The sequence below is a fragment of the Candidatus Pelagibacter sp. HIMB1587 genome (assembly GCF_052047775.1).
Taxonomy (GTDB): domain Bacteria; phylum Pseudomonadota; class Alphaproteobacteria; order Pelagibacterales; family Pelagibacteraceae; genus Pelagibacter.
Map to the genome: position 1 here is coordinate 487,515 of NZ_JBNAJJ010000002.1, position 18,839 is coordinate 506,353.

At 32.0% G+C, this 18,839-nt stretch carries 10 protein-coding genes; 5 read left to right on the forward strand and 5 right to left on the reverse strand.

Going from position 1 to position 18,839, the window contains the following annotated elements; genetic code table 11:
- From ACTTBE_RS07095 to ACTTBE_RS07115, 5 genes are read left to right on the forward strand one after another with little or no spacing between them, the layout of a single operon-like run.
- Window positions 1–1,290 carry a type II secretion system F family protein gene (locus ACTTBE_RS07095; protein WP_440677729.1) on the forward strand — a complete coding sequence of 430 codons (1,290 nt, stop codon included), beginning with the start codon at window positions 1–3 and terminating at the stop codon, window positions 1,288–1,290.
- Window positions 1,291–1,296: 6 nt separating this feature from the next.
- Window positions 1,297–1,872 carry a prepilin-type N-terminal cleavage/methylation domain-containing protein gene (locus ACTTBE_RS07100; RefSeq protein WP_440677730.1) on the forward strand — a complete coding sequence of 192 codons (576 nt, stop codon included), beginning with the start codon at window positions 1,297–1,299 and terminating at the stop codon, window positions 1,870–1,872.
- Window positions 1,872–2,687, forward strand: a complete 816-nt coding sequence (locus ACTTBE_RS07105) for a type IV pilus modification PilV family protein (RefSeq protein ID WP_440677731.1) — start codon at window positions 1,872–1,874, stop codon at window positions 2,685–2,687. The genes ACTTBE_RS07100 and ACTTBE_RS07105 overlap by 1 nt, the downstream gene beginning before the upstream one ends.
- 1 nt (window position 2,688) lies before the next feature.
- Window positions 2,689–6,381 carry a PilW family protein gene (locus tag ACTTBE_RS07110; RefSeq protein ID WP_440677732.1) on the forward strand — a complete coding sequence of 1,231 codons (3,693 nt, stop codon included), beginning with the start codon at window positions 2,689–2,691 and terminating at the stop codon, window positions 6,379–6,381.
- A 6-nt stretch (window positions 6,382–6,387) separates the two neighbouring features.
- On the forward strand, window positions 6,388–12,114 hold the full coding sequence (locus ACTTBE_RS07115) for a LamG-like jellyroll fold domain-containing protein (protein WP_440677733.1): 5,727 nt from the start codon (window positions 6,388–6,390) through the stop codon (window positions 12,112–12,114).
- Window positions 12,115–12,116: 2 nt separating this feature from the next.
- Here ACTTBE_RS07115 and ACTTBE_RS07120 read toward each other — a convergent pair whose 3' ends face one another.
- From ACTTBE_RS07120 to ACTTBE_RS07140, 5 genes are read right to left on the reverse strand one after another with little or no spacing between them, the layout of a single operon-like run.
- Window positions 12,117–13,598, reverse strand: coding sequence for a FecR domain-containing protein (locus ACTTBE_RS07120; RefSeq protein WP_440677734.1), 1,482 nt, complete (start codon window positions 13,596–13,598; stop codon window positions 12,117–12,119).
- On the reverse strand, window positions 13,595–15,211 hold the full coding sequence (locus ACTTBE_RS07125; protein WP_440677735.1) for a hypothetical protein: 1,617 nt from the start codon (window positions 15,209–15,211) through the stop codon (window positions 13,595–13,597). Before ACTTBE_RS07125 ends, ACTTBE_RS07120 begins: the two co-directional genes overlap by 4 nt.
- A gap of 8 nt (window positions 15,212–15,219) precedes the next feature.
- Entirely contained in the window at window positions 15,220–17,166 is a 1,947-nt protein-coding gene (locus tag ACTTBE_RS07130; protein ID WP_440677736.1) for a CHASE2 domain-containing protein, read from the reverse strand.
- A 54-nt stretch (window positions 17,167–17,220) separates the two neighbouring features.
- Entirely contained in the window at window positions 17,221–17,772 is a 552-nt protein-coding gene (locus ACTTBE_RS07135; protein ID WP_440677737.1) for an invasion associated locus B family protein, read from the reverse strand.
- An 18-nt stretch (window positions 17,773–17,790) separates the two neighbouring features.
- Entirely contained in the window at window positions 17,791–18,738 is a 948-nt protein-coding gene (locus tag ACTTBE_RS07140; RefSeq protein ID WP_440677738.1) for a LysR family transcriptional regulator, read from the reverse strand.
- Window positions 18,739–18,839 lie beyond the last annotated feature (101 nt).

Below are 18,839 nucleotides of genomic sequence, written 5' to 3' on the forward strand. Positions count from 1 at the left end.
ATGGCAACATTTCAATATGCCGGTGTTCAAGCTGGAAAAAAAATTACTGGTGTAATTTCTGCATCCGATCCTAAAAAAGCAGCAATAGAACTTAGAAAAAAGAAAATAATTGTAACTTCTATTAAAAAAGGAAATGGTAAGTCAGAGGCAAAGGGACCTCCATCTCTAGATGATATTCCATTAAGTAATGCTCCAATCATTTTTGCAAAAGGAAATATTTATTTAAACTTTGGTCCATGGGCTAAGGTTCCTCAAAAAGAATTATTACAGTTTACCAAAAAGGTTTCGACCATGATTAAAGCGGGTCTTCCTATTCTAGAGTCGATAATGATGATCAGAGATCAAACTGTTCATATGAAAATGAAAATGACTGCTCATTCAATAGTAAAAGATTTAAATGGTGGTATGAATTTAACAGATGCATTTGCTAAGCATCCAAAAGTTTTTGACAATATTTATTTGAATATGATTTCTGCAGGTGAGGCCAGTGGTAAGTTAGATGAATTTTTAATTAAATTGGTAGAGTTGTTAGAAAAGAACGCTAAAATAAAATCAGGAATTAAGAGTGCATTATTTTATCCAATAATGCTTTTGACTGTTGCAACGGTCATTACAATTTTCATGTTATGGAAAGTTGTTCCTGTTTTTGAAAAAATGTATGGTTCTATGGGTGTTCAACTTCCAGCAGCAACATTAGTTATCGTTAATGCAAGTAGATTTATTGCTGACCCAACAAACATAATGAAAATTGTGGGAATAATTATAATTATTAGAGTTACTTACAATTTTATGTATAAAAATATTGAGAGTTTCAGACATGTAATGCACAAAAGATTTCTAAAATTTCCATTATTTGGAGATTTAATTGTTAAAGCAACGGTCTCTAGGATGTGCATGATTATGGCCAACCTTACAAGAGCTGGTGTAAGTATTATTGATACAATAAAGATTTCAAAATCTGTTACAACTAATCTAGTATTTATTTATGCATTAGAAAGAATTGGGAGGCAGATAGTAACAGGTCAAACTTTGTCTGAGCTGTTAAAAAAAGAAGAACATATATTCCCACCTGCGCTTGCTCAGTTAACAGCTGTTGGAGAACGTACAGGAAACATGGAAGAAATGTTCCAGTCAATTGCAACATATTATGAAGAAGAATTTGATGGTGTTGTTGCAGCTTTATCTTCAATTATTGAACCATTGATGATCGTTATAATTGGTGCGATCATAGGTGTTCTAATGATTGCTTTATACATGCCAATTTTCAGCATTGGTCAAGCTGTAGGATAAATCTCAATGAATAAAAAAGAAAAAGGCTTTAGTCTTTTAGAATTAATGACCACTATTGGCATCATATCAATTATAGGTGCAGTAGGATTTCCAGCTATTGACAACTTTGGTGATCAAGAAAACTATGAAACTGACCTAGCAACAATTCGAGGTCAAATAAATTATGTTAGACAACTTTCGTTGGAAGATGGAAATGCATATACGATAAGAATTGTAAATGATACTACCAACACTACTGCAGATTTAGAAGTATGGCAGGCACAAGGCTTAAATAGATATAATGTAGAGTATCACAAATCTACAGCTACAAAATGTTCTGATTTTGATGGTACGAACGATAAAGGAACAAAGCTTACAGACTTAACAAAAAAACTTGAGCATATGACAATTAGTAGATGCACATCTACAACTGGAAACTGCACAAAAGTTTCTGCTTCAGATAATTTTTTTTGTTTTTTGCCTGATGGCTCTTCGCCTGAAAATGCTAGAGGAGAGATGCAATCTTCTGAAAATGCAGGAGGAAAACAAGATTATTTACACACTTATGAAACAGGGTTTTTTAATAATGGGACAAGAATGTAATGAATATTAAAAAAAAATTTCAAAAAGGAGTCTCATTAGTTGAGGGAATGACTGCAGCTGGTGTTTTGGGTGTAGCTATAACTGTATTTATGACATTACAATCTTACCAAGAAAGAGATTTTACAAATTTAAGAAAATTTGACAAAGCTGCTTATGCGGTAGAATTAATGTTTGAAGAACTTGCAGCTGTTTACAACCCTGTAGCTGCACAATATGGGAACCCAAGAGTTTTTGAAGATACAACTGCAGGTGCATCACTGAAAGTAAAAGGTCTAGCCCAATTACCAGGAGATGGTGACCAAATTATAATTGAAGGAGTAGGTGGCAAGTATGAAATTACAGACTCTACTGACTTTGATGATGATAACAATACAACGCTATCATTAGAAAGATCAGATGTTCCTGATGATACACCTAACAAAAACATGGCATCAGATGCTACAAAAAATGCACCAATTACATTTATATCTAATGCCGAAGGTAGTTTAGATCCTTATGATGATCTGGATATGACAAAGTTTGAAGATACAACATATAAAGCAACAATAACCAATCAAAAAGTTTTGGCTGATTTAGATAATTGGGGGGCTCTGTTAAAAAAACATCTTGGTCCTGCAAGAACTGGAGATAAGAGATTACTTGAAATTGAAGATATCGAAAAAGATGTACCTGTTGATAAAGATAACGATGGAGTTACAGATCAAGAAGGTGGAGTTGATATTTATGAAACTGTCAAAAAGAAACAAGTAACGATAATTATCAAACAAGACAAAATTGAAGAAAAATTTAGAAGATTATTTTTAGCTGGAACTTAATATGAATTTAAAAAAATTTGTTTATCAAAAAGGATTATCTCTTGCAGAGGCATTAGTTGCTGTAGTTGTCTCAACTATTGTTATGGGAGCGACTTATACAATTTATAATAATTTTCAGGGAACATTTGTTAGACAAATTAATCATAACAATATGAAACAAGAGGCTCGTTTTGCATTACATATGTTGCAATACGATAGTAAAATGGCAGGCTACAAACACCCTGATAGTACTCTTGGTGAGGTTCAAGAACCAGTTAAAGTCTTGAATGATGATGCTGATGAAACTGAGGTAGCTGATGATACAGAGTATGGAGAAAAGGTTTTATTTTGTTTTGATACACAAGAAAACGACGGCACCATTAGACGAAAATTAATTAAATATGAACTGAAAATACCTTTCTCACCAGAAACTGAAAAGACAGTATTAAAAAAGAAAATTTGGAATACCAATAATTGTGATGAGAGTGACTCTAATACTACAGTTGATGTTGACTGGATGCCTGTAGCACAATTTTTTGATGAATTTAAAATTAGACTTAGAAGCAAACATATTGACTTTGAAGTACAATTAGAATCTGCAGACGAAAAAGTATCCGAAACTTATACTGCCTCAGCTTATATGAGAAATCTTAATTTTGGAGGATCTACATTTTATGTTTATGATGAGGAAGATTTGCATGAAAATAGAGACGCTGTAATACCATTTACAGGTAGTTTAAAAGCTCAATGTTCAAACAATTTAACTAGAGATATTCAGTTATCTAATTTTGTAACTAATGATGATGTAATAATTTTACATCAAGGTGAAAAAGTTGGCACAACAGCCTTAAATAGAACTTACGATGATATTGTTTTTAGAACTGAAAAACCACCAGAGGTAACAGGTATTCCAGACATTACTCATAGTGAAATGAGGTTAAAATTAGTAACTGTTAGTGCTGACACGACTATACCACCAGGTTTAACGGCAACTTCCGGTTACGATGATCTTGATAATGACAATGTGGCAGATGAAGGTGAATGGAATGGAACTCTTACAATTTCAGGAGACTTAACAAAAATCGATACAGGTTACACTTTTAATTCTGATGGATATCAAGATTTTAACATAAGATTGAAGGCTGATTTAGATACTAATTGTGATGGAGATGGTTGGGAAGATCAAAATGAAGCCTATAAAGACTACACTATCAGAGTTATGAAGTTTGAAGCTCCACAATTTTCAGACATCAATCTTCATACTTGGGAACCAAAAGGTTTTACTTATGGTAAAGATAACTATGAGAGCAGAGGTTCTTCAAGTTATAATGGAGGACCAAATTATGATCTAACCGATGATGGAAGATCTTTTTACATACAACAAAACTTAGCGTCTCCCTCATTTTTAGTATCAACCGATCAATACGATTCTTTTGTTTTGAAAGGAATGATTTGTTCAGGGGGTTATCCAGATTGCAATCCACAAATGAGCGCTTGGATGGATGATGATATGTTGGGATTTGCTGCCGGATATCAAAGACCTAGTGTAGTTCAAAAAAAATGGCCTGATGGAAAAATAAGAGCGTGTGCTGGAATTGATTATGAAAGATTAGGTGGAGGTAGTGATTTTGATACAAAATTAAAAAACTCTCTTAGAGGAATTGATAAGGCTGAATGGGATAGTTTATCTGCTTCAGAGAAAAATAGTTGGTGGGGAGAACCAGCAGATATGACTTATGATATGTATTTGTGGTCATGGTGGGGAGCTAGAGGAAATCAATCAGCAATACACTTACATCATTTTAAAGGATATGAATTTAGCCATACAAGAAATTGTGGAAAATCAGAAGGGTCATATCTTTCACATGCAAACATGAGTCATTTAACAGGATGGTCAACACCAAGCAGTTCTCAACAAATGAATTATAATACACTTGGATATGATAGATTATTTGCAAGATTTGATAATACTAGACCAACAAATACTGGTTTTAGAAATTGTAGTAGTCGTGGAAGATCATTTTCAAGGATAAGTTACAACCCCGGAGCTACGCATAGATGGAACTGTAGTTGGGGAAGAAACACAGGTGTAAAAAACACAATCACCATGACGTTTCATCCAAATAAATTTAGAGCAAATATTGAAAATAAACCGCATCTATCCAATACATTAAGCCAAAGATTTACTGCTTTTGATTATCGTTTTGATAGCACTGGAACTTTAAAAGATCATACTTCATCTACATTTCCATTTTCAGAAGCTGACTCAGGAACAGAAGTTGCTTTACCAGGGAGAAGCCAAGATAGAGATGATTTAAAAAAAGCAAATTTTAAAAGATTTCAAAGAGGCTCAGTTGCAATCGTCTCTTTTTCACAACCTGATAATAGATATTCAAATATACAGATTGCAAGACTACCAAGATACGTTCCTACAAAAACTGCAGCCAACAAACCAATGCCTAAAGCACAGAATTTATACTACTACATGGATGAAGATTACAAAACTATAAACAGAGTATATGGATTGTTAAGTAAGTCTTATGATCCGCAGGGAGAACATCTGGAGGTATTGATTGATGCAAATTCAGATACAAATAGTTGTGCGCAAATTGGAACCGTAGCTGGTGATTTGGCTGAGTCAGCTACTTACAAAACCCAAAATGTTGATGGATCTGATAGGACAATGGATTGTAGATTAAGCGGAACATGGAGAGCAGTGACTGCAGTTTGGGCAAACAATAGTGAACTGCCAAATATTGGTGAGATGTATGATACTAGAAATAAAGCAAGCTACAGTGGTGCAAGAGCAATAGTTTCTACAACTGCTTCAGGAGGAAAAATACATGTTTATGCAGATGGTTCATTTAAATACGACACATTGCCAACTGGTTTTGATGATGGTGAAGCTCATGAGGACTCATTTTATTACGCAGTTCAAACTGAGGACACATCAAACTCTAGAATTTCTGATATTAAAAAAGTTTATATTGGTTTTAATATAGGCAATACAACACCTGATGGAGTGTCTTTTAAAGAGGAAGATGGAACTGTTATCACAGACAAGACAAACTTTGATATGCCTGAAGACTCAAATAAAGATTTAGTCATTGGTCAAATTTATGTGACAACTACAGGGGACGACGCACAAGAGCCTGATGAACACGATTTTGTAAGATTTAATCTTGGTGAGGTACCAAATGATGACTCAGATAAAGATGTAGATCATGGAACAAGATTTAGAATAGATCAAAAAGATGATAAATTTTATTTAGTTTTAAATGATGATTCAGATATTAGATGGGCAAATTTGCCAGTTAATAAAAAATATTTTGCAGTTAGAATTATTGCAACAGACTTAAGAGGAAATCAATTTGCAACAACAGAAAAAGTTCATGTTGATAGAGTAGATTGTTCTGAAACAGCAATGGAAAATATTTCTGTTTACAAAACAAAAGCTGCTATGACCATAGAGGGGTATATCTACGGAAAAGAAGGTGAAAAAGTTTTTAGAAGACAAACCGTTCCTTTTACAAGTAACTTGGATGAAGCAGTTATTACTTTTGATTTTCCAGAGAGATCTGTTCAACCATCTGTTAAAATTGCGGAAAAAACAGTAACTGTAGATGGAGAAGACGTTACTATCGGAATGCTCTCGAATAGATGCAAAACTTCTCACAATTATATTGATAGACAACAGTTATGGAGTGACTCTTAATAAATTATGAACTTTAAAAATCAAAAAGAAAAAGGATTTGTTTTAGTTTTTGTTATCGCTGTTGTTTCTGCTTTATCAATAATGACAGGAGCAATGTTTTTTTATTATGACAATGATTTAAAAAGTGTTTCAAGAAATTCAGTTATGCAACAGGTTAATTTAGCAGCTGAAACTGGTTTGCAAGAAGGTCAGAAATGGATATCAGATCAACTTAATTCAAATAGTTTCTCTTTAGTCGATATAAAAAACTCTCTTCATGTAGATAATTCTGACAACAAATGTCTGAATAGGCATGGTTACACTAATTCAAGCAAAGATATTTTTTATGCAAAAAGAATTACGTCAGACTTAGGTAATGATGACAAAAAATTTGAGGATATGTCCTATGAAGTTTTTGTTATGAGATATTCAGATGTGATTAGATCAATTTATTTTTCTGAACAAGGTTCAAAAGCTAATACAGAAAGAGACACAACCTATACTGACAGATCATTTGCATTAGTTGAAAAATTTAAAGATTTCCCAACTGATCAGTTCACAATTGAAATGTGGATCAAAAATAAGCAGACAGGATCTGAATATAATATGCACGCTTTTGAGTGGGGTAGAGAGTGGGATTTAGTCTTTAAAGTTTTGGATGATGATTGGTCACCTAGATTAGGAGAAGTAGTTTTAGCAGGCGAAGGGAATACTGTAGGTACCCCTGTTAAAGATAAATGGGCACACATTGCCTGGGTTTGGGATGGAGGAACGCCTGGCTCGACTGATACCGGAAATGTAAGAATTTACCAAAATGGAACACTGGTAGGAACCTATAATGCAGATATTGGTGCTAGAGCAAAATCTGGATACACAAATCAACCTGAAACACTTCCAGAAGGAGACCATTGGCCACTCGCAATCGGAGAAGGTCTTCATGGCTTTTCTCCTAATAGTTATTTAACCGGAGATGTAAAAATTCAAAGTGTCCCTTGGAAGGGTAACATTTCCGAAATGAGAATATGGAATATTTCTAGATCAGGAACTGATATTGCAAATAATAATAGGAGAAGATTATCAGGTTCAGAACCTGGCCTTGTTTCATATTATAAATTTAATGAAGGTTCTGGTAACACCGCAAAAGACTCTAATACTTCTAGAGGAGCGGATAGAAAAAATGATGCAACAATTTATGGAATTGGAACTAAAGGAACTAAATGGGAGACGGCAAAAGAGGATTATGAAGATCCAGATGATAATAAAATCGAAGTAGATCATGATACAACTCCTGTTTATAATATTCCTCCAGGTGAAGATTTAGTTTATTACAAAATTTTGTCATGTGGAAAAGGTCCACAAAACCAAATAGTGCCTTTGGAATTAATTGTGAGTGCTCCAGTTCAAAAAGGTGACGTTGGAGATGGAAAAATAGCATTAACTTCAGAAGATTTAAATGACCTTACAGGTCAAGAGGGTACACCATTGATTACACCTTTAAGTACTTATGTTGGTCAATTAGGTACTGATGGAGACATTAATATTCAAACTAAAGATAATACTAATACCAATTTCTATGTTTACAAAAGAGCGATGGAGCAATGCAACAACACAACTACTTTTACAGATTTTAGTGCTTCTTCATCTTACAACGAGGGCGATTGTGTAGAGTATGACGATAAACTTTATTATTTAGAAAAAGATGACGGAAAAAGTGCAAATGCTGATTTTGAAGAAGATGATTGGTCAGAAGTTTTAGGTAGTGGATGTGATGGAGTTCAATTTAAATCTTCATCAGGGGATAATAGCTACGGTCACTATTATAAATATTTTTCAACAGCACCAAACATTTCAAGCGATCTTGGATACAATGGCGACTCTATTGATTGGTGGGAAGCAAAGAGAAGGGCAGAACAATCAACATGTGGTGGTATGAGAGGATATCTAGTTTCAATTGAAAGTGCAGCTGAAAATGAATTTATTAAAGATGCTGTTATGTGCGATAACAGTACAGATTCAGGATGCACGGGTGTAACTCCTTTTCATGTAGCCGCCGGAGAAACTAGAGCTGTATATTATGGAGCAAGATTAGACGGTTCTGATGACGAGCATTATATATGGCTTTCTAATTCAGATTGGCGAGACCCAACACTTGGTGCTACCAATATGCAATCCGAGTCTGGACCATTAATGGGAATGAGCGTTTCTTATACCAATTGGCAAACAAACGAACCCAATAATGCCGCTGAACCTTATGCCGATATGGAAATAAATAGAGGTGATAGGGGAGCTAACAGTGATGGAAAATGGAATGATTTAAGAAGAATTCCAAATTGTAATTCTGGAGGATTAGATTGCATTACAGGATATGTAGTTGAGTATGGGGGATATGATCATTTTAGTTTAGAACATGATATTAACCAAGATGGTGATACAGATGATGCTGATGAAGTAAATTATAGCGATACAAACTTTTGTATGGCACGAGTTACTATAGAGGCGGATACTTATGTTGCGGCTATAGATGGAAATAATGATGGTGATTTAAATGATCTTGATCTTGATGATAATCCTGATGTTTATGAAGATATATTGCAAATTGATACAAGTGCAGAAGATTATCCTTCAGCCATTACTGCAGATAACACTTCCGCATCAGATAATAATACATCAGATGATTATTTAGGATGGAATGCCTATACTGGAGTATTAACTTTAGTCCATTCTGGAAAACCAGATAATTGGAGCCCCGCAACTTCATATAATGCAAATGATTTTGTTTGGTATAATAACAGAGTTTGGAAAAATACATCTGGTTCAACAATTTCAGGTGGATCTTCATTAGACATAAGCGAAACGCCTACAAATTTTAATCCTCAAGTTTGGACTTTGTATTCTGGAAACGAGTCTGATGCACCGTGTGATGATATTGATGTATGGGAACAAGCGTTCGAGTCTGTCAAATATTACAATACATTAGAACCTGATGCAGAGGATGGTGACAATCCTTATGCAGTTGAAGGAACAGATGGTACAGATGGAACTGATCCAGATGCAGATGATGTTACAACTCCTTCATTAGGTGAAAGAACAATTTTATTCTCACTTGGCCCTCTTCATGTAAATGAGCATCGTGATGGTTATAACCATTTTTATGAATTTTATGAATTTCCAAGAAGGGCAAGTTCAAATGCAAACAATGATATCTTTAATGATAAAAATAGAAGAATGAACGAAGGCTTCTCACTTGCGAGACAATTAGATTACTTTGGAAAAAGTGGATATCTAGCAACTATAACAAGTGAAGAAGAAAACGATATTGTAACGGATAAAGCAGTTGGAAATGGATGGATGGGAGGAATTTCATCCTCAGATGATCAAAATTCAAATGCTGATTTAAATAAGTGTGGTGGTTTTAGACAAAGAGATAATAGAGCCGAAGCTACTGCTGATTTTAGAGCTTTAAGAGATTTTGAGAATATTACAATGTATAGAGGAGGTCAATCTTATGGATCTTCGGTTAACTATTTAAGAAATATTGTTGAAAAATATAGAGGGACTGTTTCTGCAATAACAATTTCATCAATATCTAAAGCGAACCCAGCTCTTGTTACTACAAGCTCAAATCATGGATTGGTACATGATGATATTATAAAAATTGCAGATATTAGCTCATCTAATCAAATGAATGTAGACGGGATGACTCAACTTAGTACAGGATTTTATAGGGTTAGAGTTGTCTCAAACACTACCTTTAATCTTGTAGATCTTGATACTAGAGAAAATATAAATTCTACATCATTTTCAAACTACACTGCAAGCACATCACAATTATGGGAATTAGAAGGTATTCAAAATGAATTTTACAGAAAAGAAACTGCAACAATTTCTAGTTCAAATAACAATCCTCAGTCTCAATCAGGTATAGAGCTATTCTACAAAGATCCTAAAATTGCTTTAGAAACAAATGCTGCAATAACAGGAAATAGAACTAGAACTTTCTTTAATGCAAGTTTAAGCAATGTGGATGACTCAGTAGATAATGATGAGTGTCCTTTTTGGAGATGGGTAACAGGACCAGAAGGAATGTTGTGGAATGCTAGAGGTTTAGCTTTTGCTCCTAATAGAACTGCAAGTGAAGATCCGTCTGCAAACCAAGAAGAGATTACTTTACCAAAAGCTGGACAACCTAATCGTGGTGAACCAGATTGGACAAGAGCAAATCCATCAGGTCAGCAAATTGGTGAGGTATTTGTTGATGGAATGCCATTTAGAAATTGGAGTGGAGAAAATGAACCAAATAATGTTGCTGGAACAGAACATGGTGTACATATGTTAGGAACTCACTTTTCAGAGAGTCAGCAATTAACTTGGAATGATTTGCATAATTGGAATAATGGTCCAGACGATTCTTATTCTGATTACTCAATAAGAGGAATTATTGTTGAATATGGTGGTATGGAAAATGATGAAGACCCAATTATAAGAATAGCTACCAAAAGAGTAATTAAACTTTATGATAGAAGGGTATCAAAAGCTATCGTTAAGATAAAGACTGGTTCTCAAAGTGGTGATAAATTAGTAGCTGGAACAAATGAGCTTAGTGCTTTAGGTTTATCAGCCACAAACAATGAAACAGCTACTGTCACATTAACAGGAGATGCTACTTGTAAAAATTATTTAGATTTAATTAAGTCAATGTATTTTGAACACAATGCATCAACAGCAGGAACTAGAGAAATAGAAGTATTAATTGGGGATGTTAAAAAACCAACTGATGCTGAACATTACTATCAATTGAATATTAAGGAACTAAATTACAATCAAGCTAATTTTCAGGCGACTTATGCAAACTTATGTGGAATTCAAGGCTATTTAGCAAATGTAACAACAACAGCAGATTTGAATGCTCTAAAAGAACTTGGTGTTACTAATAATAAAGAGGCTTGGGTCAATGGTACTGATGAATGTCAGGGCGGATTATATAGATCTGGTTTTTGGAGATATACCTCTGGTCCATGGAAAGATAAAGAATTTTGGCGCGTAAGGATAAACACATCTTTAACCGATGCTGATCTTGAAAACGAAGCTAGTTGTAATCAGACAACATTGCGTTCCTCAGAAACAAGTGTCCGTGTTGGACCATTCGCTTCAGCAAACTGGATGAACTCTCATCCGGCAGCTGATGATAATGATTATTTAACATTCAAACAAACTAGTTCGCCATCCACAACAAAAATTATGACACGAGAAGGTGCTGCTAGTTCGGATGTTGAGGGATATATTGTTCGATTTGGAGGTAGTGTTGGAGATTACACGGGGGCAGTTATTGAAGAGGATGATAACAATATAGCTGTAGTATTAGGCCCAGTTAGAGCAGAAGTATCTTTTTATAATGATGGCAGTGAAAATAGTATTTTTATAAGTGATGAAGATACAGTTAAAATTAATACAACGGGAGATAATGCACTAACATCTGGTTGGTCAAGATCAGCTACATTTATTGGGTCTTCTAATTCTCCTTTAAAGATAACACCACCAGCAAATACTGTTCCTACTATTGAGGAATGGAGAGATGAGCTAGAAAAAGTATACTATCAAAATACAGACACTAGTGATTTCACTCCAGGTAATAGAAGAATAAAAGTTAAGCTCGTTTATGGAGATACAACATTAAATCAAGAAGTTGGAATTGTTAAAGCAATTGGTAGCAGAAACGCTGTAACTGTTACACCTATATCTTGGAATAATAGATAGTTTTAATTTCTTGATGGCATAATACCAGTTCTTTGGCCATCTATAGTATTTTCTGTATCAGTTGCAGCATCATTATAATCAGAAACATTTAAAGCAATTGTTGCAACTGAGCCAGTTGATGGATTTGGAGATCCATTCATTTGAACATTAAAGAAATCTGTTGCAGCGTCAGCATAATAACTTCCAGCAGCTGAAGTAAAGTCTGATGGATCAAAACCAGCATCACCTGATTTAGTGGTTGTAGCAGTTGTACCGTTTGAATTATTTATACTAAAAATTCCGTTATTAGTTCCCCACATTGATGTAGATGCTGACCCACTAGAGTAATCAGTTGTAAAAGAATAGCTAAAATCTACATTAGCATTTCCATCTAAAGACAATGTTCCTGAATAAGTATTATTAATTGTTTGAGATGCAAAGTTAACCGTTGTTACACCACTAAACGTTCCAGAACCAGTTCCTTTAGTTGCTGCCATGTTAATGTTGTTACCTGTATAAGTGTAAGTTCCTGAAGTTATACCTTGGAAATCTCCGTAATTAGTTTGTCCTAAATTAGTACCACCATAACGTAAAATATATGCTAGACCGTCTCCACCCTCAGCATTTGCCATTGCAATTTGGTTTTCTGCTGACTCGCTTTCAAATTCAGCTTGACCTTCCTCACCAATAATATCTACGACATCAACACCTAGTACTTCTGCTATTTGATCGAAAGTTAATCCTCCATCACTTAAATTAAGAGCAGTAGTAACTATTTCACCTATTATTTCATTTCCGCTTATTTGTTGATCATCAAATAATCCTTCTTTAATTGCACTCTCAACATCTTGAGCATCAAGATTTGCCTTAACATCTAAGAAATTTTGAAATTGTTGTAATTGTTCTTGTGTAATTTCAACTGGAGGAGTTGGGATTTGATTTAAAGATAATTGAGTAAATGAAAAAGGTGTATCTAATAATACACTCCCAAGTTCATTTGCAACTTCTACCGCACCTGGTCTTAATCCTAAAGTATTGTCCTCTCCAGGACCAATAAGTAATACTTGTGCATTATCTTCTTCATCTATAATTGTTTGAAACTCTGTACCCCTTGAACCTATTGTTCCTGCTGCAGTCTTAACTTCTAATTTTTCAGGGTTCTTTTGATTAATTAATCCACTTAAAACTTTTACGCTTCCTTCATTAAGTGTAGCTAAAAAACTGCCATCTAATGTACTTGGATCAAAAACAAATTCATCTATTGTAATTGATGTTTTTTCTCCAATAGTAAGCACAGTTTCATCTAAAAAGATTATTTGAGACTTAGATTTTCCATCAGAAATAATTTCATCTCCAAAGAAAATTTTATCTCCAGCTTTTAAAATTTCTCCGTTTTGATTGGTAATTTTTCCAATCGATAATGTAATTGCACCTACAATTTTTTCATCAGCAACTGAATGACTGATAAAAAATAGGGTTAAAATTAGAGCCAATATTTTCTTCAAAACATCATCCTTTTAGTTAATCCAAATTTAATTATTTCCTTATCATAGTCGTAATTAAGGATATTTGAGCTCGACTCTATATCAGAATAAGAAAGATTGTAAAAAACATTCTTTATATACTTATTCTTTATTAGATCTTCTAAATTTCCAGAAAGTGTAACACTATTTGTTACAATCTCATCATCTCTGACCGTATCGCTTTTTACGAAAGTGTCAGATTTATCATATTTATTTGAGTTATTTGAATGAGAAATTGTATAATTCAAAAATCCAATTTTCCCCGAATTTGAAATAGTGTAAAAGTTATTTTCATATCCATAAGAGTCTAGCTTAGCGTTATACTGATTTATACCTAGTTTAAATTTTATATTATTGGTATTACTCAAAAAATACTCATAACCTGTTGCAATTCCATAATAAGTATTATTTTTATTTTCTGCAGAACTAAAAGTAGTATCTGTTCTGTAATCTGTAATACCCATATTTGAAGATACCAAAAGATTTTGGTTTGGTTTAGTTAGGTATCTATTTTCAAGAGTAACATTGTAAATTACATTTTCAGCATCATTAACAAAATTATTATTATTCATTGAAAAGAAGGCAGACGTATAATTTTTATTGAATTGTTTATTATAATTAACAAATAGAGAGTCTAGATCATTTTCTTTATTCTTATCTCTATTTTGTCTAGTTACGTTTTTACCTAAACTTAAACTTAAATTTGAAGTATCAGATAGTTTTTTAAAAGCACCTGTTCTTATAAAGATGTCACTATAAGAATCATCGTAAATAGTATCAGCAGCGTAATTACTTAAACTGTCACTGATATATAATGTTTTTGAATTTGAAACAGTATTAACATTGTTTTCTTCTGCAAGATTAACACCAAAATCTACATATCTAACCCAGTCGTTTTCATTTCTTGGTTTTTTCTGATTTTCTAAAGTTTGGGTTAATGAGTTAAGTTGCTCTCTGATATCAGCTGTTAATTTTTCACTTTGTTTTATCTCATCAATTATTGCTTTCGTTCTTTCTTTAGAATCTATTTTTAACGATATTGACAACAAATATAATTTTAAATCTAAATTTTCTGAGTATAAATCAGATAGTCTTTCCAAAGTTGCAATAACAGTTTTATAATTTCCTATACTTTCCTGTTCTTTTGCAAATCTCAAATTTAATTCAAGATCAGTTGGATTGTTAAGAATTTCAGAATATTTTATTCCTTTAGAACTATCATTTGATATTTGTAAATTTTCTTTCTCAGATTTGTTTTCTGAAACAATTAATTCATTTATTTTACTTACAATATAACTTGGAATGTTTTCAAATTCCTTTAACTCATTTAATATTTTTTTTAACTCTGTCTCGTTTTGAGTTTTTTCATAAAGATAAAATAGTTTTATTTTGATCTCTGAATTTTCTGGGTAAACTTTCTTTAAAACTTCGAGCGCATAAATTGCTTCATTAACTTTGTTATCTTTTTCTTGCTCTACAAATAAAAATGCTTGTTCAAGATCTTCTGGTTTATTTAAAACTTCACTTAAAACTAAATTTGCATGAGCCTTAGTGATTGAAATAAATATAAAAAAAAGAAAGATCAGTATTCTCATAACAATTCTTAAAATCCGGAGATGATCAGACAGGTAATGTCGTCTCTTAAAGGCTCTTTTCTTTTAGTTAAAATATCGCTTAAATGCTCAATAATTGCTACAGGCGACTTAAATTTATTATCACTAATTTCCTTTTCTACACCTTTTGCCTCTAATTCTTGATTATTCTCTAAGTATCCCTCTGTAACACCATCTGTATAGATAACTAAATTTTTATTTACTAAGCTTATTTCGTTTGTCTGAAAAAAATCGTCATTATCCATAGCCATAATTCCAAGCGGAGGTAGTGTAGATTTATAATATTCAAAATTAAAATTTTCGTCATAAACCATAATTGGTTCATGCCCAAGATTGATGTATTCTATTTTTTTTTCTTTAATATTATATTTTCCGACAACTGCAGTTATAAACATTCCTTGATAAGATGAGTCCGCAACTTGATTATTAATGTATCTTGCAATTGTAGATACTTCTTTATTAAGTTTTGCCATCGATCTAAAAACAGCTGCAGCATTTGCCATTAGTATTCCAGCCTTAACTCCTTTGCCAGAAACATCTGCTAATGTGAAATAAAATTCATCTTCAGATATTTTTATGTAATCATAGTAATCACCAGAAACATCTCGAGCTGGAACATTCTTTGCATAAAGAATATTTTTTTGTTCAAATTCTTTCGGAAATAATTTTTTTTGTACCTCACCAGCAATTTCTCGTTCTTTTTTTAAAACTATTTGTTTTTTTTCATTTTCAATAGCTATTTCATTTTCCTGAAGATATCTAAAATACAGAGTAACTAAAAATAGAAATGCAGAGCCTAAAGTAGTGTAAAATATATCTATAAAATAATTAAATTGGTAAAAGACTAAGCTAGAAGTTATTAGAAATACACATAAGCCTACAAAAAAAACTATACTTAGTTTTGGATTAACTTTTTTTGGAATTATTAATACTAAGATTAAAGAAATTAATAATATAATTATTTCAATAATATCTGTTTTTAAGTTTTTAATTATAAAGTCGTTATTTATAATATTTTCTATTGCATGAGCATGTGTTTCAACTCCAGGGATAACTTTTCCACTAGGTATTTTAACAAAATCAAATAAACCTTGTGCTGAGCTTCCAATTAAAATTATTTTATCTTTAATTATATTTTTACTAATTTTGTCATTTAAAATATCGACAGCTGAAATGTATTTATCTTTACCAAATTTTTTATAGTTGATATGAACTATTGCATTTGGATCTGTATTCAAACTATAGTTCTTGGTTCTAATTGTTTTTATTCCACTTTCTGATGATTGAATTAAAATACTTTTATTTTTATGTAACAATCTTAATGTTTCTAAACTTAGTGATGGCCAGATATCTCCATCGATTTTAAGTAAAATTGGTAATGACCGCAAGACACCATCCTGATTATCAAGATATGAAATGTTACCTATACCTTTTGCTGCATTATTTATAACTTCAAGTGAAGTGATTTTATTTTTAAAATTATATAAGTAGTTTTCTGCATCACCTCCTCTTGATATAAAGTTTGTTTTTGGTTTAGAATTATTCATTTTATCAAAAACAGAAATGTCTCCTAAAACTGGCAGTATTACATTTGAATTTTGAATTGCAGTAATTAGGGATTGGTCAGAGTCTAATACTCCTTCATTAGAAATATTAAGTTCTCCTAATATTTTGCTAGGATTTTGTTTGTCTTCTTCACTAAAAAAAATATCGAAAGAAATTACTGATGCTTCCAAATTCTCTAATTTCTCAACAAGGTTGGCAAAAACGTCTCTTCTCCAGGGAAATTGGCCTATTTCACCTATACTTTTCTCATCAATATCAACGATTAAAACATCATTAAACTCGCTATTTTCCTCAAAAATAGACTGGTAAATATCATATGAGATATTCTCTATTCGTTTAACAAAATTACTGTCCTGGATTTTAATTAGCACTAACAGCGCTAGAAAAATAAGCCCAAGGTATTTTTTTAAATTTTTCACAAATTTTTAATTTTTTTGTTTTTCAAATTCAGTAAGCGCATCTTCAAAACCTTGTAATGAAGATTTAATTAAAAATGGCTTTTCTCTAAATCCATCAACTAAAATTTCAAAGTAGATTGATTTTGTCATTGCTTCTTTAATCTGTTTAAAGAGACTTTCTATCGCAGGATCAGTAGTATCATTTGAAATTGATATTATACATCCAACAACTTCACATTTTATGAAAGGTAAATTAACAGCAGTTCCTTTATGAAAATTTATTGAAGCAGGTCTTTGAACATTAACACCTAATGGAGTGATTATATTAATTAATTCTTTTAACTCATTTTTATTATTTAAAAATTCAGAATACACTACTGTAAATTGTAGATTTAAATTTTTAACTTGTAAAAATTGTACAATTTCACATTTTTGTTTTTTATTTTCATTAACACATCTTAAAGTCCAATCTCTAAATTGTTTTGTAGTAACAGTTGGTACTTTTTCTTCACTTTGTTCTGCATAGGTAAAATTAAAATTAAATATAAATATAAATATAAAAGTTAGTAATATTTTCATATTTTTAATCTCCACTTATTATAACCATAAAGCATTTTTTAAAGCTTCATTGGTTGTATTAATATTTTTCTTATTATTTTTATTTTGAATAAATAAAATTTCTCTACTCATTTGAGGTTTATTAATTTTAGTAAATAAAAGTTTATGATCAACTGCTACACTTTCAGGAATTATCGCAACTCCCAAACCACTTTTAATACATGAGGCTGCTGTTGTGTCGCTATCCGTAAAAACAATGTCTCTATCACTATTTTCTTGCTTTCTTTTTTTAATATTTTTTTGGACTTCTTTAAATTCTGGGAAGGAACCTTTATTCTTTAAATAATCATAGTAAAAAAATTCACAAGTATTTCTAAAGATGTAATTCTTTTCTTTTCGAACCATATCAATACTGACTTCTTTAATATCTTGAAAGTGGTGTCCCTTATAAAAGGCAACACAAAACGGATCTTCATATAAGTTGACTGTATCAATATTGTCATTTGAAAATTTGATACAACTTATCGCAAAATCAATTTTATTTTTTTCAACTAGATTAATCATTTCAAAACTATCACTCTCAATAACCTTTATTCTTACTTTAGGATTATTTTTTTTAATTAACCAAAGTATATTTTGTTTATGGGAATAGGTGAGTGTACTTGGAATACCAAAAATAATTTGATCATTATTATTATTTTCATCATCAAATTCTATTGATTTTATATTTTCTATAACTTTATCATTGAATGCTAATATTGATTTTGCATTCATGTAAAAAATTTCACCTTCTTTAGTTAGAGTGACTCCTTTTTTTGTTCTGATAAATAATTTTTTACCCAAACTGTTTTCAATAATTTGTACGGATCTTGTAATTGAAGGTTGAGCAACATTTAAACTCGAACTTGCAGATAAAATACTCCCCGTATCTGTAACAGTTATAAAATACTTTAAAAACTTAGGGTTTAAGAACTCTTGATTACTCATAATCGCTTTTATAGAATTTTTTTATATTTAATCAAATTGTATATATAACTAATATTATATATCATTGGTTGTATCCAAATAACTCAAGAGGATCAATACAT